General features: G+C 42.2%; 19 protein-coding genes. 5 read left to right on the top strand and 14 right to left on the bottom strand.

What is annotated here, in order from left to right:
* Window positions 1-82: 82 nt before the first annotated feature.
* The 9 genes from GNE10_RS10330 to GNE10_RS10290 all read right to left on the bottom strand — a co-directional run bounded on the left by GNE10_RS10330 (window position 83) and on the right by GNE10_RS10290 (window position 12,845).
* A complete protein-coding gene (locus GNE10_RS10330) occupies window positions 83-2,305 on the bottom strand; it encodes a hybrid sensor histidine kinase/response regulator (protein WP_185565098.1) in 2,223 nt (740 codons plus the stop codon).
* A complete protein-coding gene (locus GNE10_RS10325) occupies window positions 2,305-3,012 on the bottom strand; it encodes a chemotaxis protein CheW (RefSeq protein WP_185565097.1) in 708 nt (235 codons plus the stop codon). The genes GNE10_RS10330 and GNE10_RS10325 overlap by 1 nt, the downstream gene beginning before the upstream one ends.
* A 9-nt stretch (window positions 3,013-3,021) precedes the next feature.
* Entirely contained in the window at window positions 3,022-4,791 is a 1,770-nt protein-coding gene (locus GNE10_RS10320) for a methyl-accepting chemotaxis protein (protein ID WP_185565096.1), read from the bottom strand.
* A 373-nt stretch (window positions 4,792-5,164) separates the two neighbouring features.
* Window positions 5,165-6,796 carry a methyl-accepting chemotaxis protein gene (locus GNE10_RS10315; RefSeq protein ID WP_185565095.1) on the bottom strand — a complete coding sequence of 544 codons (1,632 nt, stop codon included), beginning with the start codon at window positions 6,794-6,796 and terminating at the stop codon, window positions 5,165-5,167.
* Between the two features lie 63 nt (window positions 6,797-6,859).
* On the bottom strand, window positions 6,860-8,509 hold the full coding sequence (locus tag GNE10_RS10310; RefSeq protein WP_185565094.1) for a methyl-accepting chemotaxis protein: 1,650 nt from the start codon (window positions 8,507-8,509) through the stop codon (window positions 6,860-6,862).
* A gap of 554 nt (window positions 8,510-9,063) precedes the next feature.
* Window positions 9,064-10,329 (bottom strand): protein-glutamate O-methyltransferase CheR, encoded by a 1,266-nt coding sequence (locus tag GNE10_RS10305; protein ID WP_185565093.1) that lies wholly within the window; start codon window positions 10,327-10,329, stop codon window positions 9,064-9,066.
* Between the two features lie 21 nt (window positions 10,330-10,350).
* Entirely contained in the window at window positions 10,351-10,833 is a 483-nt protein-coding gene (locus tag GNE10_RS10300; protein WP_185565092.1) for a chemotaxis protein CheW, read from the bottom strand.
* Between the two features lie 176 nt (window positions 10,834-11,009).
* Window positions 11,010-12,401 carry an asparagine--tRNA ligase gene (gene asnS, locus GNE10_RS10295; protein ID WP_185565091.1) on the bottom strand — a complete coding sequence of 464 codons (1,392 nt, stop codon included), beginning with the start codon at window positions 12,399-12,401 and terminating at the stop codon, window positions 11,010-11,012.
* Window positions 12,402-12,482: 81 nt separating this feature from the next.
* Window positions 12,483-12,845 (bottom strand): hypothetical protein, encoded by a 363-nt coding sequence (locus GNE10_RS10290; RefSeq protein ID WP_099070665.1) that lies wholly within the window; start codon window positions 12,843-12,845, stop codon window positions 12,483-12,485.
* A gap of 197 nt (window positions 12,846-13,042) precedes the next feature.
* On the opposite strand from GNE10_RS10290, the gene GNE10_RS10285 reads away from it, so the two are divergent.
* The gene (locus GNE10_RS10285; protein WP_185565090.1) at window positions 13,043-13,321 is read left to right on the top strand and encodes a DUF6439 family protein; all 279 of its coding nucleotides are present in this window, start codon (window positions 13,043-13,045) and stop codon (window positions 13,319-13,321) included.
* Between the two features lie 65 nt (window positions 13,322-13,386).
* Here the strand turns inward: GNE10_RS10285 and GNE10_RS10280 are convergent, their stop codons facing one another.
* A complete protein-coding gene (locus GNE10_RS10280) occupies window positions 13,387-13,836 on the bottom strand; it encodes an anti-sigma regulatory factor (protein ID WP_099070663.1) in 450 nt (149 codons plus the stop codon).
* 434 nt (window positions 13,837-14,270) lie between these two features.
* The gene (gene rlmD / locus GNE10_RS10275) at window positions 14,271-15,632 is read right to left on the bottom strand and encodes a 23S rRNA (uracil(1939)-C(5))-methyltransferase RlmD (RefSeq protein WP_185565089.1); all 1,362 of its coding nucleotides are present in this window, start codon (window positions 15,630-15,632) and stop codon (window positions 14,271-14,273) included.
* 228 nt (window positions 15,633-15,860) lie between these two features.
* Here rlmD and GNE10_RS10270 point away from each other — a divergent pair, with 228 nt between their 5' ends.
* On the top strand, window positions 15,861-16,346 hold the full coding sequence (locus GNE10_RS10270) for an allophycocyanin subunit alpha-B (RefSeq protein WP_099072800.1): 486 nt from the start codon (window positions 15,861-15,863) through the stop codon (window positions 16,344-16,346).
* 638 nt (window positions 16,347-16,984) lie between these two features.
* Here GNE10_RS10270 and GNE10_RS10265 read toward each other — a convergent pair.
* Window positions 16,985-19,084 carry a hypothetical protein gene (locus tag GNE10_RS10265; RefSeq protein WP_185565088.1) on the bottom strand — a complete coding sequence of 700 codons (2,100 nt, stop codon included), beginning with the start codon at window positions 19,082-19,084 and terminating at the stop codon, window positions 16,985-16,987.
* Between the two features lie 603 nt (window positions 19,085-19,687).
* Here GNE10_RS10265 and purL point away from each other — a divergent pair.
* The 3 genes from purL (at window position 19,688) to GNE10_RS10250 (ending at window position 24,662) form a co-directional block, all read left to right on the top strand.
* Window positions 19,688-22,078, top strand: a complete 2,391-nt coding sequence (gene purL / locus GNE10_RS10260) for a phosphoribosylformylglycinamidine synthase subunit PurL (RefSeq protein ID WP_185565087.1) — start codon at window positions 19,688-19,690, stop codon at window positions 22,076-22,078.
* Between the two features lie 352 nt (window positions 22,079-22,430).
* Entirely contained in the window at window positions 22,431-23,936 is a 1,506-nt protein-coding gene (gene purF / locus GNE10_RS10255) for an amidophosphoribosyltransferase (protein ID WP_185565086.1), read from the top strand.
* Window positions 23,937-24,095: 159 nt separating this feature from the next.
* Window positions 24,096-24,662, top strand: a complete 567-nt coding sequence (locus tag GNE10_RS10250; protein ID WP_185565085.1) for a Uma2 family endonuclease — start codon at window positions 24,096-24,098, stop codon at window positions 24,660-24,662.
* Window positions 24,663-24,863: 201 nt separating this feature from the next.
* On the opposite strand, the gene GNE10_RS10245 is transcribed toward GNE10_RS10250, so the two are convergent.
* Window positions 24,864-25,145: a hypothetical protein gene (locus GNE10_RS10245; protein WP_099068838.1), complete on the bottom strand. Its 282-nt coding sequence runs from the start codon at window positions 25,143-25,145 to the stop codon at window positions 24,864-24,866.
* 121 nt (window positions 25,146-25,266) lie between these two features.
* The gene (locus GNE10_RS10240; RefSeq protein WP_099068837.1) at window positions 25,267-26,316 is read right to left on the bottom strand and encodes an ABC transporter permease; all 1,050 of its coding nucleotides are present in this window, start codon (window positions 26,314-26,316) and stop codon (window positions 25,267-25,269) included.
* Between the last annotated feature and the right edge of the window lie 72 nt (window positions 26,317-26,388).

The raw sequence follows: 26,388 nt of genomic DNA, 5'->3' as shown, positions 1-26,388 counted from the left end.
GTCGCAAACATTTTTTGAATCGGTATAAGTATTTATATGTAAATTATTTCATCAAGCTTAATATGTGGACTTTTAGCAAAATCTAGGCTTCTCCAATCAGATCGATGGCAACCTTTAACAAAGTGTCATCATGAAAGCTACTTTTGGTGAGGTAGTAGTCTGCACCTGCTTCTAACCCTTGCAATCGGTCTTCTTCTCGGTCTTTATAAGAAATGATAATCACGGGTGTTTGCTTCAACTTAGGATGAGTTTTGATTTGGCTGGTAAGTTCAAAACCGTTCATCCGGGGCATATCAATATCTGTGACCACTAAGTCGTAATTGCCGCTACGGACTACATTCCAGCCATCCATACCATTGACTGCTACTTCAACTTTGTAACCATTATTTTCCAAAAGTTTGCGTTCCATTTCCCGTACTGTAATGGAATCATCCACCACTAAGACGCGTTTGTAGGTTTTGTTAACTACCTGATAAGCAGACTGATTGACTTGAGAAACTTGGCCGTTGGAAAATACCTTCGCAATAGAACGTACTAAATCTTCGACATCCACAATCAATACTGGCGAGCCATCATCCATCAGAGCAGCGGCGCTAATGTTGGGGACTTTGCCAAGGCGGGGATCTAAGGGTCGGACAACCAAACTATGCTCGCCCAAAAACCGATCTACAACTAATCCATAACGATTGAGGCGATCGCCAATCACAATCACTGATAGAGATTCTATATTCACCGCAGGTGATGGTAGCTCTAAAACTTGACTTGCTAAAATCAACTCCACAGGTTGATTATTCATCAGAAAAAATGGGCGGTTTTCTGATACAGCAATGTTAGACCTAGACAAGATTGCCACCTGTTCAATGCGCGTTAACCCAAAGGCGTAGGGTTCCCCAGCAATTTCCACCAGCAGAGTGCGAATTACAGATAGCGTCAACGGTAACTGTAAGTGAAAGGTCATGCCTTTTCCTGGAGCAGACACAGCCCGCAGCATCCCGCCGACTTCTCGCACAGTGCTATGAGCAATATCTAGCCCTACGCCACGACCGGAAATTTCGGTTACAGTATCGGTTGTGGAAAAACCAGGCAAAAATAGGAACTCCATCAACTCAGCTTCGGTGAGTTGGGCTGCCATTTCTGGGTTTGTCAGTTGTTTGCTGATAACTGCTTGACGCAAAAACTCGATATCGATTCCCCGTCCATCATCTGAAACAGTGATAAACAACATACCAGCGCGATGGGCAACTTCAATACAAATTAATCCTTCTTCTGACTTTCCCACCGCTAAACGCTCTTGGGGCGATTCGATGCCATGATCGATGGCATTCCGCAAAATTTGAGTTAACGGAGCTTCCAGACGTTCTAAAATATCCCGGTCTACCAAAGTAGACTTACCCACAATTTCCAACTTCACTTGTTTGCCCAACTGCCTTGCCAAGTCCCGCACCATACGCGGAAATCCCTGTCCGCCATCAGCAAAGGAACACATCCGAGTGGCAATCACTTCTTGATAAAGGCGTTGGGCAAGGTTAGCAGCCCGTTGGGAAAATAATTCTATTTCGTTTTGGCGATCGCTCGTTAACTGACTACATTCGTTGGCTTTTTGACGAATTGTTGTGAAATTTTCCTTAATTTCTCGATCTAAAATTTGGTTGCCTAATAAGTCTTGTAACTTTTCTAGCATGTTAGACAACTCTAGTTGACTTCCTTTGAGTTTGAGTAAAGAACTGGCAAATGGCTCTAACCAGTTAGCTTCAACCAACGATTCTCCTGCTAATCCCATCAAACGGTTGAGATTGTCGGTATTCATTCGCACCGCTCGGTTTTGGATGATGTTCGGTGCTTCTTTTGATGTCAAAACTTGTACAGGAGCAGATATTGTCTCATGATTTGCTGGGGTTTCTGGGATTGCTTGTGAAGTGAAAATATTGGCAATGGCACTAACCACTGTAGTGATATTTACATCTGCTAATTGCTGCAAATCGGGATTGGCCATATGCAACAGCATATCCACCCCTTGGAGCAACACATCAACGCCATCGGCTGTTAAAGTCACTTTTTGTGCTTGAGCTGCTGCAAAACAATCTTCCATCACATGAGCTAAGTTAACCGCCGGTTCGATTTGGACAATGCGGGCTGCACCCTTGATGCAGTGGGCTGCCCGCATTAAGGCTGCCAGTTCTGGTTTGACATCGGATTTCGTCTCCAGCGCCAATAAACAATCATTCATGACTGCAACTTGGGCTTTGACTTCCATATTGAACAAATCAAGCAAAGAAAGATTGCTGACATCGGATTCATCTAACATCAATGCACCTTCCTCGCCAAGGTAGAGAATAACAGTTCATCATCCAAGTAGCTAACACTGAGCGATCGCTCTTGAGATGCAGGTTGCCAATGAAATAATCCTTTTGTATAGGTTTGGGTTGCTAAACTCATACTCTTAGGCGCATCTTGCAATTTATCCCCATCAAATCGGTGTACACCATAAAGCTCATCCACAGCAAAAACCCAAGGATTACCAGCTTTTTCCACAACTACCATACGCGAATACACCACTGGACTGAGTGCTGGTACTACTGTGTCAGCTACTTCGAGATTCAGCAAGTGGCTGAAAGAGACACACAAGAGTAACTCTCCCCGGATATTCACCAATCCCCGAAAGATTTGATTGCTGCGGTGGGGAACGGTATGAATCACACTCGGAAGAGTCATTTCTTTAAAAACTTGGGCTGAAAGTGCCAGCCATTCCCGTTGTAGGCGAAAAATCACAACTGTCATGTGAGTTGTGTGGGAAGATTGTTCGCTAACTCTCGATTCTGCAAATAGCTGAGTCCATTCCTGGCGATAATTTTCGGCAATGGAGCGTTCTAATAAGTGGCGACCTGCCGTAGAGTACACAGGACAATTGCGGCAGTGGGTGTGTGTAGCTAGCTGGGGACAGGAGCCATCGCCCCCTGTGCCGATAAAATTCCAACAACGTTCAATATTTAATTCCATAGCCATCTGGTTCATAGGAGCTGCTCAAGAGAATTGGTGAATTAGAGGTATGGCGTCTTCTGTTTTCACCTGAAAGCGGGCAATCTCTCGACGCAATCCCTGTGCTACTTGGTTAAGTTGGACAATGGCGTGATTAATTTCCCGCAAGGAATCGGTACTTTGTACGGAGGTGTTGCTCAATTGCACCATCGCATCACTAATTTGTTGCGCTCCCACAGATTGGGTTTCCATACCCTGGTTAACAAACTCAAATCGCGGATTTAGGTCTTGCACTTGTTGAATAATTTGCCCGACTTGTCTGCTAATAATGGCAACATCTTTTATAGTCCGCTCTACTTCTGTGGCGAACTTGTCCATTTCCATCACACCTGTGGACACTGAGGATTGCATCTGCTTAACCATCTGCTCGATGTCCAGAGTTGCAACAGCGGTTTGATCTGCTAATCGGCGAATTTCTCTAGCAACTACAGCAAAGCCCAAGCCATACTCTCCGGCTTTTTCGGCTTCAATTGCCGCATTTAATGACAGCAAATTTGTTTGGTCTGCCACTTTAGTAATTGTGACGACAATATTATTAATGTTGTTTGCCTTTTCGCTAATCACTCCCAATCGAGCAGCGATGCCATTAGTGGCTTCTGACAACTGCCGCATGGTAGTTTCCATTCGCAATAAATCTTTTTGGCTATCATTGGCTGCTGTTGTCGTGATATGTGAAATATTGGCAACTTGTTCCATTGCACTTACTAGTTCCCTGGAGGTGGCAGAAATTTCTTTGGTGGCGGCTGTCACTTCATTAGTAGATGCTACTTGCTCGATGAGGGTAGCTTCTAATTGTTTACCCGAAGCTGCTATTTGAGTAGCTGAGGTAGTCACTTGGATGCCCGAATGCTGTACCTGACGAATTAGAGTGTTAAGATTCTTCGTCATGGTTTGGAAAGCAGTTAAGAGTGTATTCATTTCATCTTTGCTGTTGGAGTTAGCTGCAATTTGAGTTGTTAAGTTACCCAAAGAAATTTGCTCTGCAACTTTAATAACATCAAAAATCTGAGATGCAATTTGTCGAGCGATGACAAACCCAACAACAATAGCTGTTATCGGGCCAATGGCAATTCCTATAGAAATCCAGAAAATGCTGCGAGCCACATTTTGCTCGACTTCTTTTTGTGTATCTGAGACATAAGATTCATGGAGCTGCAAAAGTTTGTCTGCTTGGTCGGTAGTTATTTTAAATAATGGTTCTTCAGTATTTTTGACTTCATAGACAAGCTGATTGCGTAAGTTAAATGCAGTTTGTACAGTAGGAAAATTAGCGATATCCTGTTTTTGGTTGATTAATTCCAGTTGTTTTTTCCAAGGATTTTTAATTCCGACTTGATTTAGCTGTTGCTCAATATCTAATAATTTTTCATGGGATTTTTTCCAAGCTTCTAATTGCTCTTTCAAGAGTTCATAGTCTTTTGTTTCTTCTTCGCTAAATGGCGTTGCTTCGTACTGTTGGATACCATCATTAATCTGTTTCCAACCGCTCTGAATTTGAGTGATGACACTCTCTCTTTCACTACCCGTAACTTCAGGATTCAATAATAATCTTTCTGCCGATTGAATTTGTGTTTGACCTTCTTTAATCTTCCATACCCCCGACAAGCTGGGTATATTATTCATGGTTAGGGCGTTAATTGACTGATTTAACTCGTTAGTAACGAACCATCCCAGCAAGGCCATTGTGAATACAAGCAATCCTATGAATAAAAATGAACCGATCAACCGTGTTTGTAAACTTATATTTTTGAACATTGGATATGGTACTATTCCTCTGTTACCGTAAAACACCTTCAATTATTAAAATTCCCAAATCACAAACAAGATGAACAGTATGTATTTCCTAGACAGAAACAAATTATAAAGTAAGCAACTAAGTAGAACATGGTAAATAATTAAAGGTTTGTAGTGAGAACTAAAGTTCTCAAAAAAGGACTAAAGTCCTTACTACGAACTGAATTTTATGATTTTTACATTACTTAATATGATTTGTTTTTTCAAGTAGTTCTACTTATAAGAATCCGGTTTGATTCGGATAACTATTCCTAGAGACTCTTAACAGGTAAAAAGGAATCAAAGTGTACCTAGCTTCACAAAAATAAAATATTAGTTTTATAAATTTGGAATATTATACTTTCACCTGGAAGCGAGAAATTTCTTGACGCAATCCTTGGGCGACTTGATTGAGTTGAGCGATCGCACTATTGATCTCTCGCAAAGAATCAGCTGTTTGCAATGAAGTACTACTTAACTGCACCATTGCATCACTAATTTGTTGCGCTCCTTGGGATTGTGTTTCTGTACCTTGATTTACTGCTTCAAAACGCGGTGCTAAATATTGTACTTGCTCGATAATTTGTCCTACCTGAGTACTGATATTGGCAACATCTTCTACACTCCGCCCCACTTCCGCAGCAAACTTGTCCATTTCCATCACGCCAGTAGATACGGAAGATTGCATTTGTTTAACCATTTGTTCAATATCTAAGGTAGCAACAGCAGTTTGATCCGCTAGTCGGCGAATTTCTCTAGCCACTACAGCAAAACCCAAGCCGTATTCTCCAGCTTTTTCTGCTTCAATTGCAGCATTTAAAGACAGCAAATTTGTTTGGTCTGCCACTTTAGTAATTGTGACAACGATATTGTTAATATTGTTAGCTTTTTCACTAATTATCCCAAGCCTAGCAGCTATAGAATTGGTGGCTTCTGCTAATTGGCGCATGGTAGTTTCCATTCGCAATAAATCTTTTTGGCTATCACCAGCAGCTGTGGTAGTGGCTTGTGACATTCCTGCCACTTCTTCCATCGTTTTCACCAATTCTTTGGAAGTAGCAAAAATTTCCTTGGCAGCTGCTGTAACTTCGTTGGTAGAAGCTACTTGTTCGGTAATTGTGGCTTCTAATTGCTTGCCTGATGCTGCTATTTGAGTTGTGGAAGAAGTCACTTGTATGCCAGACTGCTGTACTTGACGAATCAGCGTATTCAAGCTCTGGATCATATTTTCAAAGGCTTTTAGAAGTTGCCCGACTTCATCTTTAGTATTACTTGCACCTCCAATAACTGTTTGTGTCAAATCACCAACAGAAATTTTGTCTGCGACTTCCACAGCTTTGGCAAGTTTTTTACTTAAAACTTGGGCAATAAAAAAAGTAGCTGCCACCGCAATTAACAATGATAATATCGAGGCAATTATCGTTATTGCACTCAGGGAGAATAAAGCGGATTTAGTTGAGGTGACACTTTGTTCCAAAATTTGATTTTCATTAACTTCAAATTCATTAGATATTCGCTCAAATTCTTCAATATGTAAATTTAAATTTTGAAATAATTTTGATTTATCGGCATTATTATTTATCAATGATATTTGTTTATTAATAAAATTATCTTTTGATTTATCATAGGTAATATAAAGTTGATACATACTTTTTAATCTTTCTTTTTGTTTGAGATTCTCTATGGTCTTATCTACTAACTCGAATGCATCTTGAAAGTCACGCTGATCTTTTTGATACAGGTCTAAAGCATCATTATTAGTTTGAGGATCGAGAACATATCTACGAATTCTCCGATCCATATTGATGAGATCGATATACATCCGACCTTTACCAACTAGGGCAGTTTGGGAAATACCTACTTGTCTAAAGGTTTGTGATATTTGATTGGAAGTTGTATAGACCATGAGGCTAAAACCAATCATTAAAACTGTTGGGATAGAAAAACCAAGTAAAGTCAGGTCTTTGATTTTCCAATTGCTAAGCATTTTATCTTTCCTCAATTTGTAGTTGGATTTATAAGTAGATGGATAGGAAAATTTATCGTCTACTTAAACAGAGCCAGAATGTTCTGTTTTCACCTGAAAACGAGAAATTTCTTGACGCAATCCTTGGGCGACTTGGTTGAGTTGGGCGATCGCATAATTGATTTCTCGCAGAGCATCTGCTGTTTGCACTGAGGTGCTGCTCAACTGCACCATTGCATCGCTAATTTGTTGCGCTCCCAAGGACTGAGTTTCCATACCCTGGCTTACAGACTCAAAATGTGGTGTCACGTCTTGGACTTGCTGGATAATTTGCCCAATTCGCAAGCTGATACTGACCACATCTTCCACACTCCGCCCTACTTCTGCGGCAAACTTATCCATTTCCATCACACCTGTAGACACTGACGATTGCATATGTTTAACCATCTGTTCAATGTCGAGGGTGGCTACTGCGGTTTGATCTGCCAATCGGCGAATTTCTCTAGCAACCACGGCAAAACCCAAGCCGTATTCTCCCGCTTTCTCAGCTTCAATGGCAGCATTTAACGACAGTAAATTTGTCTGGTCTGCGACTTTGGTAATAGCAATCACAATATTGTTAATGTTGTTAGCTTTCTCGCTGATTATTCCCAATCGCCCAGCAATAGCATTGGTCGCTTCTGACAACTGTCGCATGGTAACTTCCATGCGAAGTAAATCTTTTTGACTGCTGCTAGCAGCTGTGGTCGTTATTTGTGACATAGCCACGACTTGTTCCATAGTGTTTACCAGTCCTTTGGAAGTAGCAGCAATTTCTTTGGCAGTAGCAGTTACTTGATTTGTAGAAGCTACTTGCTCGGAAATTGTCCCTTCTAATTGCTTCCCGGAGGCAGCAATTTGAGTAGCTGATTTGCTAACCAAAATGCCTGAGTTTTGCACCTGACGGATGAGAGTATTCAGGTTACCGACCATGTTTTTCAGAGAGTCCATTAACTTGCCAATTTCATCATTGGAAGTCACTTCGATTTCGGTTGTTAAATCACCAGCAGAAACTCGTTCTGCTATACTAAAAGCCGACTGTAAGGAGCGATTTAAGGAAGCACTGAGGATACGTATAATAATTAGTGAAATAATGATTGCTACAATCAAGATACATAAAAAATTGGCTATATTTATAAAGTTTGCAAATGCCTGAACCTGGCTTGCCTGCTTTTGTCTTTCTTCTAAAATTTGTTCTTCTATTTGCAGCATTGCGTCTAGCTGTTCTCTGATTTTATCCATAATTTTTTTGCCTTTATCAGAATTAATCAGAATTAGTAATTCTTGCTGTTTTCCAGATTGTTTAAGTTTGATTGTATCTGCTAATTCTTGAAATTTATCTCGAACATAAGTTTCAATAATATCTAATTTTTTAATTTGTTGTTCGTTCTTGAAAAATTTATTTTTTAATTCTTTGACATTATTTTCAACTTTATTAATAGCATTGTTATATGGCTGGAGATAATCTGAATTATTTGTAATCAAAAATCCCCTTTGTCCCGTTTCAGCATCAACCAAATTTTTTTCTATTTCTTTTAAGTAAAACTTAACAGAATAACTATGATTTAATAAACTAACAGAATCGATGAGAGAATCAGTTGTTGATTTAGAGATTAAGCTAGCAATACCTGTTAATAATAAAATTACTCCAAATCCACCCATTACAAACTGATTAATTCTTATTCCTTGTTGCATATTTATTAAAACTGTTTTTCACCAAATTGCTTCAACTTCTACAATTCCCAAATACCAAAGGAGAATAACGATTCAAATCGCTAGTTTTGCAACAAATTATTAAGCAGCCATCATCTGTTTTATCTTTAATCAGAGAATAAATGAGTTTGAGACCCTTACCAAATCCATAGCAATCTTATTTGAGTGGTCAAAATATTCACTGATAGGTGTTGACTTTCAAGAGGAACGGTGTAGTTAAAATAAGTGAAGACCTGAACCCACCAAAAAGAATTGAGAATTAAAAATTAAACATTTTTTAAGGAATTCAAAAAAATAAATGATTCCAATTCCGGTCGTTGACAGTAAGCAGTCAACAGTCAACTAAGTAGAACAGGATAAATAATTAAAGGTTTGTAGTGAGAACTTGAGTTCTCAAAAAAGGACTAAAGTCCTCACTACGAACTGAATTTTATTCTTTTACATTACTTAACATAGTTTGGTTTTTTCAAGTCGTTCTACTTATCTTCTATGAAATATTTTTTACTTAGAACTCCCTAACTCTTAATTTTTAATGTTCACTTGTTTTTTAGCCGATGAATTCGTTGCCACAGAAGATTGGCGCTAGCAATATTTCCTTGATGTTCTCTAAGCAATGCTAGATGAGTAAGTGCCTCTTCGTGAGTAGGTTGCAAGTAAATTGCCTTTTGAAAAGATTGTGCTGCCTGTTCATTTTGTGCCATTGCTTGCTGCATCTGACCAAGAAGGACATAGGCTTCGATACTGGCGCGGTTTTGCCTGAGATAAGAATTGCACAGTTTAATGGCTTCGTCTAAGCAACCCCTATCGGCTAGGATTTTCGCTGTTTCTAATAAATTATCTGAAAGATTTTGAGTTGAAATTTTAGTATTTATTTTGGTAGCTTGCGCTGAAATATGAGATTGTGTGTGTTGTGGAAGAATTATATTTTTTAGGGGTAATTTGCGCTCAAAAAGATGATTTTTAACAGGATTATCTAGGCAAATATCAGCATGTTTAACAGGGTGAGAGGCGAGTGGTTTGTGATAAGCAAATGCTAAAGGCTGACGCACAGAAACGAAATAGGAGTTCAGCAACAAACCGGTTTCTGCATGACCAACAAATAACAAACCCTCTGGGAGAAGTAACTTTTCCAGAAATTTAATAGTGCGGGTTTTGTTGGGTCGATCGAAGTAAATTAATAAATTACGGCAAAAAATAACATCATAAGGCAGCGTATCCGCTAATAAATTATTATCTAGTAAATTACCTTGGAGAAAATTCACCATTTGCCTGACTTGTTCGCATAGGTGATATCCTGCTTCAGTTAATTGAAAATAGCGGTGTTGAAATAATTGGGTATTGCCTCGAAATGAGTATTGATGATAGATTGCTCGTTGGGCTTTTAGCAGACATTTTTTGCTAATATCAACAGCATCGATGTGAATATTTGTAGGATTTAATCCTACTTCCAATAAAGCGATCGCAATGGAATATGGTTCTTCACCCGTAGAACACGGTAAACTCAAAACCCGCAATACACCTTGGGGATTTTTTGGCAACCACTCACATAAAACGTAATGTTTCAGAAAGGTAAAAGATTCTGGTTCTCGAAAAAACCAAGTTTCTGGAACAATTACACTATCAATCAATGCTTCCCATTCCTGGCTAGATGCTTGCAATTTTCCCAGATAGCTAGCAATATCTCCAATACCGCAATCTAGCATCCGTTGAGAAATAGCACTAGCGATCGCATCAGCACCAATGGAATTTGCATCCAAACCAATCTTGCTTTTTAGTAAAGCTTCAATCACAGATTGTGCCATTTATTGACTCTTCAGGGCAATCTAAAATTCAGCATTGCGGCCACTTTCTGCCAAGAGATTCACTTGCTGTGTTTCTGACAACAAATTCTCAATGCGAAGACATTGAATCATCCCTTGAGTGTCTACAATCATCTTGCCCAAATATGGTGCTGCATCGATCTGAATATTGGAATCAACAAATTCCGACTCCGATTTTTGTAATGTTTCTACAATCTGTTCTGCCATTAGGCCTAAAATATAAGGTTCTCGGACTTCCGTAGAATTTTTTCCCCAGTATTTGACTAATACAATCCGAGTACTGAAGTTTTCGCAACTGGGTTTCCCAGCCATTAACTCAGATAAGTCTATGACTGGTACAATACGTCCCCGATAGTTAAAAACACCCGCTATATATTCAGGTTTGTGGGGCAAGCTTTTAAGAATGACAAGGGGTATAACTTCTACAACTTGTCGGCTTTCTATGGCGTATCGCTCATTATTAATACTGAGAATTAACAATAACATGAGTTATCAAATATATGCATTTTTATTAACTATATGTTATTTTTGGGATTCGCTTGATAAAATATCCCTCTATACAAATAAAACCCGCGAATGCGGGTTTCAAAGTTTTTATTAATCTATCAGACGGACTTAGTTTGTGTAGACTTGATTTCTAATCGCCTGGTTTTCAACTCAAACTAAAACTCGGCACTTTGTGGTGTACGCGGGAAGGGAATTACATCACGAATATTTGCCATTCCGGTAATGAATTGCACAAGTCGTTCAAAACCCAAACCAAAACCAGCGTGAGGAACAGTCCCATAACGACGTAAATCTAAATACCACCATAAATCTTCTGGCTTCATTCCTTGTGCTACTACCCGACGTTCTAGAACTTCTAAGCGTTCTTCCCGTTGGGAACCACCAATAATTTCGCCAATTTTCGGCGCGAGAATATCCATTGCACGGACGGTTTTTTCGTCGTCGTTCAAGCGCATATAAAAAGCTTTGATTTTCGCTGGATAATCTGTAACAATTACTGGTTTTTTAAACAATTGTTCAGCCAGGTAACGTTCGTGTTCTGATTGTAAATCTAAGCCCCAGCTGACGGGATATTCAAATTTGACATCGGCTTTTTCTAAAAGTGCGATCGCTTCTGTATAAGTTAAGCGTTCAAATTGATTGTTAATAATATTATCGGCTGTTGCCAACACAGAATTATCAATGCGCTGGTTGAAAAATTCCATATCTTCCGGGCAAGTTTCCAACACATAATTAAAGATATGTTTGAGAAACGCTTCAGCTAAATCCATGTCGCCTTCTAGGTCACAAAAAGCCATTTCTGGCTCAACCATCCAAAATTCTGCTAAGTGACGCGAAGTATTTGAATTTTCTGCGCGGAAAGTAGGGCCAAATGTATAGACATTGCTAAACGCCATGGCCATAATTTCTGCTTCTAATTGACCGCTAACTGTTAAATATGTCGGTTTAGCAAAAAAATCCTGACTGTAATCTACTGCTTGATTATCAGTGCGGGGAATATTTTTTAAATCCAAACTCGTAACGCTAAAAAGTTCGCCCGCACCTTCACAATCGCTAGCAGTAATGATGGGTGTATGTACCCATAAAAAGCCTCTTTCTTGGAAGAATTGGTGAATTGCAGCCGAACAAGCATTTCTCACCCGAAAAACTGCACCAAAAGAATTAGTACGCGATCGCAAATGTCCAATGGTTCGGAGAAACTCAAAGGAATGACGTTTCTTTTGCAGGGGATATGTATCGGGATCGGCTTCTCCGTGGACTTTTATGGATTGTGCTTTTAATTCAATTCGCTGTCCTTTACCCAAGGAAGCTACCAATACCCCAGCCACTTCAACAGCAGCACCTGTGTTCAGTTTTTTCAAGGTAGCTTCATAATCTGGCAAATCCTGATTGATGACGACTTGCAAATTAGCTAGCGATGAGCCGTCATTAACTTCGATAAAAGCAAATCCTTTGGATTCGCGTTTTGTCCTCACCCAGCCTTGAACTAGAAGAGACTCATCAGGTTGACCACTTCGCAATATTTCTGCAATCCGTCGATTTACCATATTATGCAACTTATATTTCGTCTACGTAGGGACTAAACATATTAAAGAATGTTACCTGATTAATCCAATCCTAAATTGCGATTATCCAGCATAAGACTTTAATATCCAGCCTATGATAACGCCCATTCCACCAAAGCGGACGGCCTGCCAGAAAGGTTTTTTCAGACTACGCCAAGAAAATAACTGACTTTCTAAGTTGAGTTCTAGGATTTCTAACTGCTGTTTGATTTGCCGTAATTCTGCTTTAATTTCTGGTGTCTGGGATTTATGGCGCTTTAATTGCTCCTGACGCTGCTGGAATTGAGCCTTTTGCTGACCATCTCGCTGTACTTGATTGTAACGTTCTCTCAAGGACAAGAGCGATCGCTCTACTTCCTCAATTTGTTGCTCTAAATCTGGTTCCGGATTTTCCCCTGGTGGTTGTGATTGTTGAGACGGCTTCATTTACAAGTAGTAAACTAAGATTAAAAGTCAATTGTCATTTGTGATTGGTCATTTGTCATTAGTCATTAGTCTTTTGTTCAATGCCTAATTACGGCAGTTGCTCCACATTTGGAGACAAAATGACCGCAATGCCCAATGCCCAATGCCCAATGCCCAATACCCAATGACAATTGACAATTGACAAAGGATTTGAAATCATGTCTCAATCTGCACAACTGCCAAAAACCAGTCAACTTAGTGAATTTAGTACTTTAGAACTAGCCCAAGCCCTGATGCAAAGACTCAGCATCTCTCCTGAAGATTGGCATCGCCTCAAGTCTAATCGCAATTCCCGCGCCAGCGAACAAGTGGCAGCAGCTCTTGTTTACCTTTTAAACAATCAACCACAAGAAGCCCAAGCCAGATTAGAACAAGCTATTGGTTGGCTAGATAGGTCTATTTCTGCTCCTCCCTGTCCAACTCATGGAAAAAGTTAGGAGTTAAGAGTTAGGAGTTAATAGTTTTAGACTTTTAACTCATCACTCCTAACTCCTAACTACAATTACCGTCGCAGAGATAGTCCCCGACGATTTTCCATTTGTTTACAAAGCCTCAATTCTGTACCTTTGCGATTCCACTCTACCTGATCGAAAATTTGATGTAAAAGACATAGACCCCGACCACTTTCTGCTTCATCTGGTGGCAGATAGTCCGTTGGTTCTTCATCAGTAATGGGTGAGGGGTTAAACCCACTACCCTGGTCTGAAATTATCCACCAATATTGATTATCTATTAAGGAAAAACGTACTACAACCCTTTTACTAGGATCTAGATTATTGCCATGTTTAGCTGCATTTACTAGGGCTTCTTGAAGTCCTAAACGTAATTCTGACTGTAATTTTGCTGGAATTTCTGCCAACAATAAGTCTAATATGGGACAAAGATAGAGGGTTGAGGCAAAACTAATAGTGCCCCAATAACGTCCAACTGGACGAAGCGAAATAGTAATCACAAGAGAAACCCCATAGCTTTCAGTTAGCTAGACATCAGTTTGGTGTCACAGGCACCCTGATAATAATTGAGGTGGTCATGCTGCCTTCAAACTTGCGTCTTTAAAACTAAATTTTGAAAATGCTAGGGAGCATTGATTCTATGAATGATTTGAGATTGCTGGAATAAATAACGGCTGCAATAAATTAAATCTAGGAATGAGCAACTTAGAAAATTGCTATCAATTTCATTGAGTATTGGCATACTCTAATTAATCGCCGATTTTTAATTTACACAATCCCATTCATACTTTTAGGAATCAATGCAACTTTAATTTCTTTAAACAAAATGAATTTCTATTTTTAGGTTAATTCGATTTTAGCATTGTTAGTATGCAGTAGACTACAAATTTGAAATTTCAATTTTTTTAAAGGAATCAGCATCCTTACCCAAATGTCATAGCACAAGAAAGGCAGCAGCTTCCACATGAGCAGTTTGGGGAAAAAAATCAGCAGGTTGTACCCGTGTGATTTTATATTGCCCATCTTCACAGAGTAATTTCAGGTCGCGGGCGAGTGTGGCTACTTTACAGCTGACGTAAACAATCTGAGATGGTTTCAATTGCCGTAAAGTTTCGATGACAGCGCCATCGCAACCTTTCCGTGGTGGATCGAGAATTACGACCTCTGGTATTGTGCCCATTTTTGGCAGCAATTTCTCAACTGCCCCCACTTGAAATGTGACATTATCAATTTCATTACGCTGGGCATTGAAAATAGCTTGTTCCACGGCTGCTGCTTGCACTTCTAAACCTATAGCTTGGCGTACTTGTTTGGCCAGGGGTAAAGTTAAAGTCCCAATACCACAGTAGGCATCAACTAGCAATTCGTGTCCTTGAAGATTGAGTTGTGACTGAATTACCTGCAATAGTGCCTCTGCCGTTTCTGTGTAAACTTGGAAAAATGTATCTGGGCGCACTTGAAATTCCAGTCCAGCAAATTGTTCGCACAGGTGGGGTACTCCAGCGATGCAACGGGTTTCTAATCCAAAGATAGCATTTGTGCGATCGCCATTGCGATTCAGGCATACTCCCATTAGCTGGGGATAACGCTTTAACCATTCCTGGGCTTGGGTGGCAATTTCTGGTAAATTCCAGTCCTTCACCACCAAAGTCAGCAACATTTCGCCAGTATGGCGGCCGATGCGTAAACTCAAATGGCGAATTTGCCCAAGGTGGCGCTGTTCGTCGTAAATTTGCCACCCCCGCCGTTGAATATCCTGCTTGACTTCAGCAAGCATGGGATTTAAACGCGAGTCTTGCACTGGACATTGATTTAAGTTGATTAATTGGTGACTACCTTTTTGGTAGTAACCAGCTTGTACTTGTCCGGTTACCGATTTCCCCAGAGGATAAGTAGATTTATTGCGGTAGCCCAAAGCAGAACCAGCAGCCAGGACTCGATCTACTGGTGGTTGGGTAAAACCGCCTATGCGCTCCATTGCTTGGATAACTTGATTTTGCTTAGCTACAAGCTGGTAATCATAGTTAATGTGCTGCCACTGGCAACCACCACATTTGTCAGCCACAATACAAGCAGGCCGGATGCGATGAGGAGATGGTTGCAATAGCTTTTGTAGCTTAGCGTGGGCATATTTCGGTTTAACATGTGCTAAACGCACAAGAGCGCGATCGCCTGGTACAGTATCAGCAACAAACACTACACGTTCATCAGCACGTCCCACACCATCACCACTATCACTCAGATCGGCGATGGTTACTTCAATTAATTCACCTTGTTGCCAAATTATTTTAGTCATTAGTCATTAGTCATTGGTAATTAGTCATTAGTCATTGGTCTGGGGTATGTTGACTGTTGACTGTTGATTGTTAACTGGGGAGTTATTATTCTCCCCTGCTCCCTGCTCCCACCCTGCAAGAAGCTAAAGCTACATCTCCCTCATCTGGCCACCTCCCCACTCCCCCTTCACTTGTGTACCTCAGACTCGCTAAACTAGCAGATAATATTTAAGGTGATTTCAATCATCATGACTGTAATTAGCCAAGTTATTCTCAAAGCCGACGACGAACTGCGTTATCCCAGCAGTGGCGAACTTAAAAATATCAAAGACTTTTTGGAAACCGGTGTACAACGGACGCGCATTGCTGCTACGTTAGCTGAAAATGAAAAAAAGATAGTCCAGGAAGCAACCAAACAACTTTGGCAAAAGCGCCCTGATTTTATCTCTCCCGGTGGTAATGCTTACGGTGAACGCCAACGTTCTCTATGTATCCGTGATTTTGGCTGGTACTTACGCCTAATTACTTATGGTGTACTTGCTGGCGACAAAGAGCCAATTGAAAAAATTGGTTTGATTGGTGTGCGCGAAATGTACAACTCATTGGGCGTTCCTGTCCCTGGAATGGTAGAAGCTATCAATTCCCTGAAAACAGCTGCCCTTGGGTTACTGAGTGCAGAAGACGCTGCTGAAGCTGCACCATACTTTGATTACATCATTCAAGCGATGTCTTAATCTAAAGTTTGTGCTGATTTTGGGAGATACTTTTGCTCTGTGAGAGTGGACACAGAATTTTAACACTCCATAGACATAAGATTACTAATCCCATCCTAACTTCCCCACATTTGGTAGTAGCTGTGGCTAAATCTCTGTCAAGTTACTAACCAGTTGTGGGGAAATTTTATGGGCATGGGGTATGGAGAGATGGGGAGACTTGTACTGAGCGGAGCCGTTGGCGCAGCCTCTCGCAGAGAAGTATGGGGAGATGGGGAGAAAATCTTCCCCTCTGCCAATGCCCAATCCCCAATGCCCCATGCCCAATTACTAAAATGACAAAAAACCGACAGTCTTTGATGAAGGCTGTCGGTGATTAGTGTGTTCCCTATTAATGACTCGGCTAGAGTTCAGTTGTCTTTAATTATGCCTAGCTCGCAATGGGAATGAGACGATCCTAATCATCTATAAGTGTGATTGTCGTCACTTGATTGTTACAGCAAAACTGCATATACCCAAGAAATCACTGATTTATAGTCAATCTATACAAGTTTCGAGCTAAGAGTATATACGCTGGTAGATATTTTTTCAGTTTCAAAGCAAATAACGCCAATCACCCTAACTAGGGAGTAAAACATCAGATAGACGAATTCACAAACTCATGCCCCATTTGCCAAAGTGTTGTAAGAGAAAGAGCTATCTGCAAAGATAAAACTCTCAAAACCAGTCGTAGACAAGCTAATGAGGTTTCCATTGTTATTGAAACTGATGTTGGCAGTTTTAAGGGTATTGCAAGCAACAACACCAGATACGAGCAGTTGAGAGCGATTAAAAGCTGTCAAATCGAGGGTGTCAAAACCATCTCCACCATCAACAGTTGCAGCACCGAAGCCTTTAAAGTAGTCATCCCCAGCGCCCAGAGCAATCTTGATACCGCCGCCGATAGTCACTTTCTGTTGAACTCCATCTAGGATACTGGTAGCGACAACTTTGTCATTGCCATAACCAGTTTTAATGGTTCCCTTTCCGTAAATTCCGTAGGCAGTACCACCGATGGTTGCTGTAGCCTGTCCGGTAAGAACGTCAGAATCATTGCCAGTATTGATGGTTCCATCGTTGAAGATGCCATAAGCTATGGAGTTATTTCCAGAACTGTTGCCATAACCAGTAATTGTGTCTTTGCCCGATCCTGTAGTGATGGTGCCGTCTTTAGTGTTCTCGATGCCGATGCCAGCACCAGAGTCGCCCAGACGTTCAACACCGATGCCACCGTTGCCACCAGTACCGGTGCCAATGATAGTGTCTTCTCCGTCTCCGGTATTCAGTTGGGCACTGTTGCTAATGCCTGTCCCACTACCGCCGTTGCTCAAGAAAAAACCGTTGTCAGTGTCGATGCCAGCGTTGCCTCCAGTACCGTTACCGATGATAGTGTCTTCTCCGTTCCCTCCATTCAGAGTGCCACTATTGGCGATGCCGATGCCAGCACCGCCAGAGCCTAACTCGACGCCCTCACCACCGCTACCACCGATACCAGTACCTGAGATAGTGTCTTTTCCATCCCCTGCATTGAGACTGTCACTGTTGGCAATGCCTGTGCCACTACCGCCATTACCGCCGATGAAGCCATCGTCGCCGCTGCCACCAGTACCTATGCCGATGATAATGTCTTCTCCGTCCCCTACATTCAAACTACCATCGTTGCTAATACCGAATCCATTACCGCCGCGGCCCGCGATGCCGATGCTACTAAAGCCGCCGTTGCCGCCAGTACCGATGCCGTTAATTTTATCTTTTCCGTCCCCTGCATTCAGACTGCCACTGTTACTGATGCCTGTGCCAGTGCCGCCGTCGCCGCCTCCGTCGTTACCGTTTCCGCCTTGGCCACCAGTACCAGTGCCGTTAATTGTATCTTTTCCGTCCCCTGCATTCAGACTGCCACTGTTACTGATGCCTGTGCCCCTACCGCCCTCGCCAACGTTGCCCCTGCCCCCGGAGGCGTCGCCACCAATTCCTGTGCCATTAATTGTGTCTTTTCCATCCCCTGTATTGAGAGTACCACTGTTAGCAATGCCGATTCCTGTACCGCCGTCATCGCCGTCGCCAAAGCTGCCGCTGGCGTTGCCGCCAGTACCAGTGCCGATGATAGTATCTTCTCCATCTGCTGCATTCAGAGTACCACTGTTGCTGATGCCGATGCCACTACCGCCTTTGTTGCCGATGCCCCCGGTGGCGTCGCCGCCATTGCCGCCAGTGCCAGTGCCGGCGATCGTGTCGTTTCCGTTCCCTGCATTCAGAGTGCCACTGTTAACAATACCTGTACCAACTCCACCATTCCCAGGAATATCAACTTCGCTACTGCCACCTTTACCGCCAGTACCAGTGCCGACGATCGCGTCATTTCCCTCCCCTGCATTCAAACTACCGCTGTTAGCGATGCCTGTCCCAGTTCCACCGTCGCCGCCGTTACTACTGTTGGCGTTTTGGCCGTCACCACCAGTACCAGTGCCAGTAATTGTGTCATTTCCATTTCCTACGTTCAAGCGGCCGCGGTTGGCAATGCCAGTCCCATTGCCGCCATTGGTACTACCGCTGCTACCAACAGCTTTACCCTTAATGCTGTCATTACCTGAGCGGGTACAAATTAAGCCTCCAGTTAAAATATCGATACCTATTGCCACAGATACATTTAACTCTTCGCCGACTAAAGTGTCGGAGCCAAAACTACCAATAAAATTGGGTGGAATGCTAATTCTAGGCACGATTCAAGTCCTTTCAATTGGGTTACTACGGTAATTTATTAGACCTCTTGCAAAAGTGCTTTTTGCACTCCAGGGGGAAAAGGGTAAAGCTTAAAGGGGAAGGGGACAATAGAGAACTTTTTCCCTTCCCCCTTTTCCCAACTTCTGCAAGAAGTCTATTCATTTGGATGAGTTGTCTTTGAAAAGTTCACAGAATTCTTTCTCCAAAAGCCATTCGCTGATTAAGCCTACTGTTGTAGAAGTAAATAAAGCACAATCAATTCTGAGGCATTAAATCTACATTCGGCAGGTGCGATCGTCTCGGATAAATTTTTTCTGCCTTGAACTAATGGGTCGTGTGATGGGCTAACAGCTATTTCTAAATTCTAGAAATAACTTATGCTCGTTATAAAAAAAGAAACTTTATAACTTTGCTAGCAACAGTATAATTACCAGTACTTGAGGATTGAATACAACATATATTTAAATACTTTTAAAAAAGTTTTTAAATATACAAATAACTAAATAGTTATAAATAAACAACAGTTCGACAATTATAGAACTACACTTACAAGGCAAGTAAATCGATAGAATAATGCTCTGTACAATTGGTGCATTATTTCCATGACTGCCACATCTCCTGCTCCCTTTTCCCCCGAAGAAATCGCCGCCGAAGGTATAAAGCCAGAAGAATACGCAGAAATCGTCCGTCGTTTAGGGCGTCATCCCAACAAAGCCGAACTGGGAATGTTTGGGGTAATGTGGTCAGAGCATTGCTGTTATAAAAATTCTCGACCTTTACTCAAACAGTTCCCTACCGAAGGTCACCGCATCCTTGTGGGGCCTGGTGAAAATGCTGGTGTTGTAGATTTAGGCGACGGACTACAACTAGCCTTTAAGATTGAATCCCACAACCACCCCTCAGCTGTTGAACCTTTTCAAGGAGCTGCAACAGGAGTAGGAGGTATTCTCAGGGATATCTTTACGATGGGTGCGCGTCCCATAGCCATCTTAAACTCGCTGCGTTTTGGTTCCCTAGAAGATGCCAAAACCCAAAGGTTATTTTCTGGCGTGGTTTCAGGAATTTCCCATTACGGTAATTGTGTGGGAGTCCCCACAGTTGGTGGTGAAGTTTACTTTGATGCTGCTTACTCCGGTAATCCCTTGGTGAATGTAATGGCGTTGGGGTTAATGGAAACGCCAGAAATTGTCAAATCTGGAGCATCTGGTTTGGGAAACCCTGTGTTATACGTTGGTTCCACCACCGGGCGCGATGGTATGGGAGGCGCGAGTTTTGCCAGCGCAGAGTTGACTGAACAGTCAATGGATGACCGCCCTGCTGTGCAAGTGGGCGACCCGTTTCTAGAAAAATCCTTAATTGAAGCTTGTCTGGAAGCTTTTAAAACAGGTGCGGTTGTCGCCGCCCAGGATATGGGAGCAGCAGGAATCACCTGTTCTACTTCAGAGATGGCGGCAAAAGGTGGTGTGGGAATTGAACTAGATTTAGATAAAATTCCCGTGCGGGAGCTAGGGATGGTTCCCTATGAATACTTGCTCTCAGAATCTCAAGAACGAATGCTGTTTGTTGCCCACAGAGGCAGGGAGCAGGAGTTAATAGACATTTTTCACCGTTGGGGACTCCATGCTGTGGTTGCTGGTACAGTGATTGCCCAACCCATTGTACGAATTCTCTATCAAGGTAAAGTAGCAGCAGAAATTCCCGCTGAAGCTTTGGCAGAAAATACGCCGCTTTATCAACGAGATTTGCTGGCAGAACCACCAGAATATGCACGTAAAGCTTGGCAATGGACTGCTAATTCTTTGCCTAGTTGTACAATTGCTGGCATCGAACTCCAAGGAGGCTTGCAAAGCTGGAATGATATTCTCTTAAGTTTGCTTGATACACCAACCATCGCTTCTAAAAGCTGGGTATATCGTCAATACGACCATCAAGTCCAAAACAATACCGTAATTTTACCAGGTGGTGCAGATGCGGCTGTTATTCGCTTACGTCCACTGGAAGAGGACAAGGGGACAAGGGGACAAGGGGGACAAGGGGACAAGGAAATTCCCAATGCCCAAAGCGCAGTTGCAGCCACGGTAGACTGCAATTCTCGTTATGTTTACCTCGATCCCTATGAAGGAGCTAAGGCAGTGGTGGCGGAAGCGGCACGCAATCTTAGTTGCGTGGGTGCTGAACCTCTAGCTGTAACAGATAACTTGAATTTTGGCTCTCCAGAAAAACCAATTGGTTACTGGCAATTAGCAGAAGCTTGTCGCGGTTTAGCAGAAGGTTGCCGGGAATTGGCAACACCAGTTACAGGTGGAAATGTCTCTTTGTACAATGAAACCCTTGATTCCCAGGGCACTCCCCAACCAATTTATCCCACTCCTGTTGTGGGTATGGTGGGCTTGATTCCCGATATTACTAAAATTTGCGGTCAAGGTTGGCAAACAGTAGGGGATGTAATTTATCTTTTAGGATTGCCTTTAACATCGCCACTCAGTTTGGGAGCATCTGAGTATTTAGCCGCCATCCACGGTACTGTTGCTGGAAAACCGCCACAAATAGATTTTGAGTTGGAACGTCGAGTACAGCAAGTTTGTCGTCATGGAATTCGTAATGGTTGGGTACGTTCTGCTCACGATTGTGCCGAGGGAGGAATAGCGATCGCTTTAGCAGAATGTTGCATTTCTGGCAAGTTGGGTGCCCAAATTAATTTAGAAATAACACCAACTCAATTTCGCCTAGATGAGGTGCTGTTTGCCGAAGGCGGTAGTCGAATTTTAGTTTCCATAACACCAGAACACCAAGAAATTTGGGAATCATACTTACAGGAACATCTGGGACAACAGTGGCAAAAACTCGGCATAGTCGGTAATTTCGAGGCGGGTTTGGGGGTTTTAACCACTGACAACCAACCCTTAATCAAAGTTAATATTGAACATATCAGCGATCGCTATTCTCAGGCGATCGTCAGGCGTCTCGCTATCCACACCACTACTCCCAGTTGAAGCACTTAGGATCTGAGGTCAAGAGTTAAGAATAAAAAATATAACTCTTCACTTCTAATTTCTTAACCTTCACGAACACAATTACGGTACTGTTTTAATGGATGGTTAAAGATTTATTAAGAATCCTGCGACTATCTATCGACATAATCCCAGTGACTCGACTACCAAATTTTAGATTTTAGATTTTAGATTTTGGATTGGAGTATTTTACTCAGGTTTATGTATCATCCGTCTTTAGCGGATTAAAGCAATCTCAAATTATCAACCCGTATTCTTTCTGGGGTGCGGTCAATCCAAAATCGTAAATCTAAAATCCAAAATTGACAGACCCCCCACCAGGAGCAAAGCTAGCATGACTTCTATTCATTCTGTCACTTTGGATGAATACCCCGACCAGACCAACAACGCAATCAATAATTATGAAAATCATCCCGACAAGCCAGAAGAAGCTTGCGGTGTTTTTGGTATTTACGCGCCAGGAGAAAACGTTGCTAAACTAAGCTACTTTGGATTGTATGCACTCCAACACCGGGGTCAAGAATCAGCTGGTATTGCCACCTTTGAGGGTACGAAAGTCCACCTGCACAAAGATATGGGCTTGGTATCTCAAGTATTTAACGAATCTATCTTAGAACAGTTACCTGGTAGCCTTGCTGTTGGTCACACTCGTTATTCAACTACAGGTTCTAGCCGCAAAGTTAACGCTCAACCCGCGGTCGTTGAAACCCGTCTGGGTTCATTAGCTCTTGCACATAATGGTAATTTAGTCAATACAGTACAATTGCGTCAAGAGTTGCTGGATAACAAATGCAACTTAATCACCACAACAGACTCAGAAATGATTGCTTTTGCCATCGCTCAAGCCATCGACGCAGGTGCAGATTGGTTAGAAGGTGCCATTCAAGCATTTCATCGCTGCGAAGGAGCCTTTAGTTTAGTTATTGGTACTCCGAATGGGGTTATGGGGGTGCGTGACCCCAATGGCATTCGTCCTCTAGTAATTGGCACTTTGCCTGGTAATCCAGTGCGTTACGTTTTGGCTTCGGAAACCTGTGGTTTGGATATTATTGGAGCCGAATACCTGCGGGATGTAGAACCTGGTGAATTAGTTTGGATGACAGAAGAAGGTTTAGCTTCCTATCATTGGAGCCAACAGCCCCAGCGAAAATTGTGTATCTTTGAGATGATTTACTTTGCCCGCCCCGATAGCATTATGCATAACGAAAGTTTGTACAGCTATCGGATGCGATTAGGGCGGCAATTAGCAAAGGAATCTGCTGTAGATGCCGATATTGTCTTTGGAGTTCCTGATTCTGGTATCCCTGCGGCCATTGGATTTTCTCAAGCTTCTGGTGTTATGTACATGGAAGGACTGATTAAAAATCGCTACGTCGGGCGAACCTTTATTCAACCAACCCAGACTATGCGCGAATCAGGTATCCGCATGAAACTCAACCCACTTAAAGATGTACTGGTGGGCAAAAGAGTGATTATTGTAGATGACTCCATTGTGCGCGGTACCACCAGTCGCAAACTGGTTAAAACTTTGCGTGAGGCGGGTGCAATAGAAGTACACATGCGAATTTCTTCTCCACCAGTAACTCACCCTTGCTTCTACGGCATCGATACTGATTCTCAAGACCAGCTAATTGCTGCTACCAAATCAGTAGAAGAAATTGCCAAGCAACTGGAAGTAAATAGCCTTGCTTATCTCAGCTGGGAGGGAATGCTAGTAGCCACAGGAGAAGACACCAATAGTTTTTGTTCTGCCTGCTTTACTGGAAATTATCCAGTAGCCATTCCTGAGCAAGTGAAGCGTTCTAAGTTGATTTTGGAAAAAGAAAAGGTAGTGGTATAGAGGATTGAGGGAGTGGGGAGTTAGGAGTTAGGAGTTAGGAGTTAGGAGTTAGGAATTGGGAATTATTCTCCTTGTCTCCCTCATCTCCCCATGCCCCATGCCCGATGCCCCATGCCCCATCTAGGTAAAATAGGTAAATACCTTAACAAATAATGATTTATGAACCAGCCGATATCTGAGAGAGTGCGCTGGACTACTGCCGACTTAGAATTATTCCCAGATAACGGGAATCGCTATGAAATTATTGACGGAGAATTGTTTGTGACCAGAGCGCCTCACTGGAAACATCAAAAAACTTGTGTGAGAATTAGTACCTCGCTAGATAATTGGTCACAGACTACTGGTCTGGGAGAAGTTGTGATGGCTCCAGGTGTAATTTTTGGCGAGAATGATAATGTCATTCCTGATGTTGTCTGGGTTAGTAATGAGAGATTGCCGTTACTTTTAGATGAGGCGGGGCATTTGACTGGTGCGCCACAACTGGTAGTGGAGGTGTTGTCTTCCGGTGTTGAGAATGAAAAGCGAGATCGGGAACTTAAACTAAAGCTTTATTCAGCAAGAGGTGTCAGGGAATATTGGATTGTCGACTGGCACAAACAACAAGTGGAGGTTTATCGGCGCGAGCAAGGGAGTTTAAAGTTAGCTGCCACGTTGTTCAGTGGTGATGAACTAAATTCACCGATATTGCCTGATTTTACTTGTGCGATCGCCTCTTTATTTTCTTAATATATTTTATTTGCTTTTTTGTGACATGAAGCTGCTTCTCAAGATTGGGACTTACGCAAAATAACGAAAAACGTAGATGTGGAGCGGTTTACCGCAGGCTACCGCATTCGTGTAGCGTCTCGTTAGAGAAGTGGCTCCCCGCAGGGTAGGACACAAAGAAATAAGAGTTTGAGAGAGTTTTTGCGTAAGTCCTATTAGTTTTTAACTATGTTGTAAAAACTCCACTTTGGGCAATAATGGGTCACTAACAATTCCTACACCACTAAAACCCCAGCGTTTGAGCAAACTTCCTAACTGTGTTCCTGGAATCGATTCGATGGCAAAACGATTAGCCACTTCCGCTGCATGAGTATTCAGATAACTAAGAGCATCAAAGTGTTCTCGAAACAATAACAGATAACCTGATGCATCTGCATTAGGACGAGCTGTCAAGTAACGACCATCACTTTTTGAACGCACGAGGTAATAAACTTCAGACAACATAGAAGGGGTGGGAGTAGGGAGATGGGGAAGATGAGGGAGATGGGGGACGCGGGGACGCAAAGATGGAAAGAAAAATTAATGCCCAATGCCCCATGCCCTATGCCCCATACGCTATCAATGACTAATTCAAGTTTTCTAGACGAATACGTGGGTCAGCAGCTTTCAGCATTAAGTCGGCAATTAGGTTACCGACAATGAGCAAAACTGCACTCATGACTAAACTAGCCATGACTAGATATAAATCTTGAGACATGACAGCTTGTAAAGTCAATCGTCCCAAACCAGGCCAGTTAAAGAATTGTTCGGCAATGAAGGCTCCACTTAATAAACTAGCTAACTCGAAGCCCAATAGAGTGATTAAAGGGTTGACAGCGTTGCGGAGAGCATGAACATATATTACGCGGTTTTCTGGCAGCCCTTTAGCACGAGCAGTTTGGATATAATCTTGACGCAGAACATCTAACAATTCACCGCGAGTGATGCGTTGTAAACCTGCAAAACTGGTAATTGACAAGGCGATGGTAGGTAAAATCATGTGCCAGCCGATATCGAGGATTTTGCCAAACCAATTCAGTTCTGAGTGATTGATGCTAGTCATACCGCCTACGGGAAACAACGGCGAAGTGACTTGAGCAAAGAAAAGCAGCACCAAAACGGTGATGAAACTGGGAAATCCTTGTCCAGCGTAACTAATGACTTGTAAAATCCGGTCAGTCCAGCGATTTTGCTTGATAGCGGCGATGATGCCTAAGGGAATGGCGATCGCCCAGGTTACGATTAATGAAGAGATTGCTAACAGCAATGTTGCTGGTACTCGTTCCCACAACAAAGATACTACTGAGCGTTTATAAGAGAAACTCGGCCCAAAGTCGCCCTTGGAGACAATATTCCACAACCAAAGCCAATATTGTTCCACCCAAGACTTATTTAATCCCCAAAATTCCCGTAACGCCTTAATTTGCTCTCTAGATTTTTTGGGATCTGCTTCTAATTGGGTGACAAAATCTCCAGGAGCAAGTTGCATAACTAGAAACGACAGCGCCGACGCTAAAAACAAAGTTAATAATGCCTGTAACAGCCGCTTCATTATGTATATAAAAGTTTCATTCGTGACTAGCCTAATCAGCCAATCCCAACCTGTTGCTAAAGAAATTTTTGCTGTAGATGTCATAACACTTTGTTTAGTTTTTGGTTGTCAGTTGCGTTATGTTTCGTAGCGTAAGGAGAGGGGGGAGTAGGGGGG

The sequence above is a fragment of the Nostoc sp. 2RC genome, assembly GCF_014222165.1.
Taxonomy (GTDB): Bacteria; Cyanobacteriota; Cyanobacteriia; order Cyanobacteriales; family Nostocaceae; genus Nostoc; species Nostoc linckia.
This window is presented reverse-complemented; position numbering and strand designations above follow the sequence as displayed.

Excerpts from the sequence above, each read along its gene's own strand:
- GNE10_RS10300 (WP_185565092.1), bottom strand. The coding sequence starts at position 10,833 with ATGTTATTGTTAATTCTCAGTATTAATAATGAGCGATACGCCATAGAA.
- GNE10_RS10290 (WP_099070665.1), bottom strand. The coding sequence starts at position 12,845 with ATGAAGCCGTCTCAACAATCACAACCACCAGGGGAAAATCCGGAACCA.
- GNE10_RS10305 (WP_185565093.1), bottom strand. The coding sequence starts at position 10,329 with ATGGCACAATCTGTGATTGAAGCTTTACTAAAAAGCAAGATTGGTTTG.
- purL (WP_185565087.1), top strand. The coding sequence starts at position 19,688 with ATGACTGCCACATCTCCTGCTCCCTTTTCCCCCGAAGAAATCGCCGCC.
- GNE10_RS10240 (WP_099068837.1), bottom strand. The coding sequence starts at position 26,316 with ATGACATCTACAGCAAAAATTTCTTTAGCAACAGGTTGGGATTGGCTG.
- GNE10_RS10245 (WP_099068838.1), bottom strand. The coding sequence starts at position 25,145 with ATGTTGTCTGAAGTTTATTACCTCGTGCGTTCAAAAAGTGATGGTCGT.
- GNE10_RS10315 (WP_185565095.1), bottom strand. The coding sequence starts at position 6,796 with ATGCTTAGCAATTGGAAAATCAAAGACCTGACTTTACTTGGTTTTTCT.
- purF (WP_185565086.1), top strand. The coding sequence starts at position 22,431 with ATGACTTCTATTCATTCTGTCACTTTGGATGAATACCCCGACCAGACC.
- GNE10_RS10310 (WP_185565094.1), bottom strand. The coding sequence starts at position 8,509 with ATGCAACAAGGAATAAGAATTAATCAGTTTGTAATGGGTGGATTTGGA.
- rlmD (WP_185565089.1), bottom strand. The coding sequence starts at position 15,632 with ATGACTAAAATAATTTGGCAACAAGGTGAATTAATTGAAGTAACCATC.
- GNE10_RS10250 (WP_185565085.1), top strand. The coding sequence starts at position 24,096 with ATGAACCAGCCGATATCTGAGAGAGTGCGCTGGACTACTGCCGACTTA.
- GNE10_RS10285 (WP_185565090.1), top strand. The coding sequence starts at position 13,043 with ATGTCTCAATCTGCACAACTGCCAAAAACCAGTCAACTTAGTGAATTT.
- GNE10_RS10325 (WP_185565097.1), bottom strand. The coding sequence starts at position 3,012 with ATGAACCAGATGGCTATGGAATTAAATATTGAACGTTGTTGGAATTTT.
- GNE10_RS10270 (WP_099072800.1), top strand. The coding sequence starts at position 15,861 with ATGACTGTAATTAGCCAAGTTATTCTCAAAGCCGACGACGAACTGCGT.
- asnS (WP_185565091.1), bottom strand. The coding sequence starts at position 12,401 with ATGGTAAATCGACGGATTGCAGAAATATTGCGAAGTGGTCAACCTGAT.
- GNE10_RS10320 (WP_185565096.1), bottom strand. The coding sequence starts at position 4,791 with ATGTTCAAAAATATAAGTTTACAAACACGGTTGATCGGTTCATTTTTA.
- GNE10_RS10330 (WP_185565098.1), bottom strand. The coding sequence starts at position 2,305 with ATGTTAGATGAATCCGATGTCAGCAATCTTTCTTTGCTTGATTTGTTC.